Raw genomic sequence first — 2,102 nt, 5'->3', positions numbered from 1 at the left:
CGTGGTGCCGATCAGCTTGGACCTGGCCGGCTACCGCACCGGTGACGTCGAGGTCCCGGCGCTGCTGCGGGCCCTGGTCCGACCGGCCCTGCGCCAGGTGAACACCACGGGCGCCGGCACCGGCTCACTGCCCGCGCGACTCGCCGGGATGGCCCCTGCCGCGCAACACAGCCTCCTGCTCGACCTGGTGACCAACAACGCCGCCGCGGTGCTCGGCTACGGCGCCACCGACACCATGGACGCCGACCAGCCGTTCAAGGCGCTCGGCTTCGACTCGTTGACCTCGGTGGAGCTGCGCAACCGGCTGCGCGCGGCGACCGGTGTGCTGCTGCCGGCCACGCTGGTCTTCGACTACCCCACCCCGGCCGCGCTCGCCGGCTTCCTGCTGGAGCGGCTGACCGGTGACAGCGGCCCGGCCGCGCCCGTCGCACGGCCGGCCGTCGACGTCGGCACCGATCCGATCGTCATCGTGGGCATGGGCTGCCGCCTGCCGGGCGGGGTGTCGTCGCCGGAGCAGTTGTGGGAGGTGGTGGCCGGTGGCCGCGACGCGATCAGCGGGTTCCCGGTGGATCGGGGTTGGGACCTGGCGAACCTGTACGACCCGGATCCGGACCGTCCCGGCACGACCTACGTGCGTGAGGGTGGTTTCGTCGACGCCGCCGCCGAGTTCGACGCCCGCCTGTTCGGCATCTCCCCCCGCGAAGCCCTCGCCATGGACCCCCAGCAACGAATGCTGCTGGAGGTGTCCTGGGAGGCGCTGGAACGCGCCGGCATCGCCCCGGACTCGCTGCGCGGCACGCCCACCGGCGTGTTCGTCGGCGCGGCGTCCTCCACCTACGGCGTCGGTGTCGACCTGCCCGACGAGGTGGAAGGACACCTGTTGACCGGCGCGGCGACAAGCATCATGTCCGGTCGGGTGGCCTACCAGTTCGGGCTGGAAGGCCCGGCCGTCACCGTCGACACCGCGTGCTCGTCGTCGCTTGTCGCGCTGCACCTGGCCGCGCAGGCGCTGCGCGCCGGCGAGTGCGACCTCGCCCTCGCCGGCGGCGTCACCGTGCTGACCAACCCCAGCATCTTCACCCTGTTCGCCCGGCAGCGCGGCCTCGCCGCCGACGCCCGGTGCAAGCCGTTCGCCGCCGCCGCCGACGGCACCAGCATGGCCGAGGGCGCGGGCGTGCTCGTCGTCGAGCGGCTGTCGGACGCCCGCCGCCACGGCCACCGCGTGCTCGCCGTGGTCCGCGGCAGCGCGGTCAACTCCGACGGCGCCTCGAACGGCCTGACCGCCCCCAACGGGCCCGCCCAGCAGCGGGTCATCACCCAGGCGCTGGCGAACGCGAACCTCGCCGCAACCGACGTCGACGCGGTCGAGGCGCACGGCACCGGCACCGCGCTGGGTGACCCGATCGAGGCGCAGGCGTTGCTGGCGACCTACGGGCAGGACCGGGACCGGCCGTTGTGGTTGGGGTCGGTGAAGTCGAACATCGGCCACACCCAGGCCGCGGCCGGCGTGGCCGGGATCATCAAGATGGTCATGGCGGTGCGACACCAGGAGCTGCCGGCGTCGCTGCACGTCGACGCGCCGACCCCGGAGGTCGACTGGTCCGCCGGAGCCGTCCGGCTGCTCACCGAGGCCCGGCCCTGGGACACCACCGACGAGCGGCCCCGCCGCTTCGCCGTCTCCTCCTTCGGCATCAGCGGCACCAACGCCCACGCGATCCTCGAAGCGCCGCCCGCCGAACCCGCACCTCCCGCGCCGGAGCCGGTGGACCGTCCCGTGGTCTGGGCGGTGCACGGCCGCACTGGGGCGGCGCTGCGGGCGCAGGCCGCCAACCTGCGGGAGCTGCTCGCCGGGCACCCCGCCCCGGCCGACGTCGCGGTCTCGCTGGCCATAACACGGGCCCGACTCGCCCACCGCGCGGCGGTCGTCGCCGCCGACCTGCCGGGCTTCCTCGCCGGGCTCGCCGAGATCGAGGCCGGCCGGGCCGGCGGCGTCGCCGCGGCCGGGAAGACCGCGTTCCTGTTCACCGGTCAGGGTGCGCAGCGCATCGGGATGGGTGCCGGTCTGGTGGGGCGGTTCCCGGTGTTCGCGGAGGTGTTCGACG

Annotated in this window: 1 protein-coding gene; it reads left to right on the top strand. The window is 74.6% G+C overall.

Going from position 1 to position 2,102, the window contains the following annotated elements; genetic code table 11:
- Positions 1 to 2,102: beta-ketoacyl synthase N-terminal-like domain-containing protein (locus AB0H28_RS30010; RefSeq protein WP_358047500.1), on the top strand; the 2,102-nt coding region annotated here is incomplete at both ends.

The organism is Micromonospora sp. NPDC050980 (assembly GCF_040653835.1).
Classification (GTDB): Bacteria; Actinomycetota; Actinomycetes; order Mycobacteriales; family Micromonosporaceae; genus Micromonospora.
Note: the sequence above shows the minus strand (reverse complement) of the source record. Positions and strands in the feature narration are given on the sequence as shown.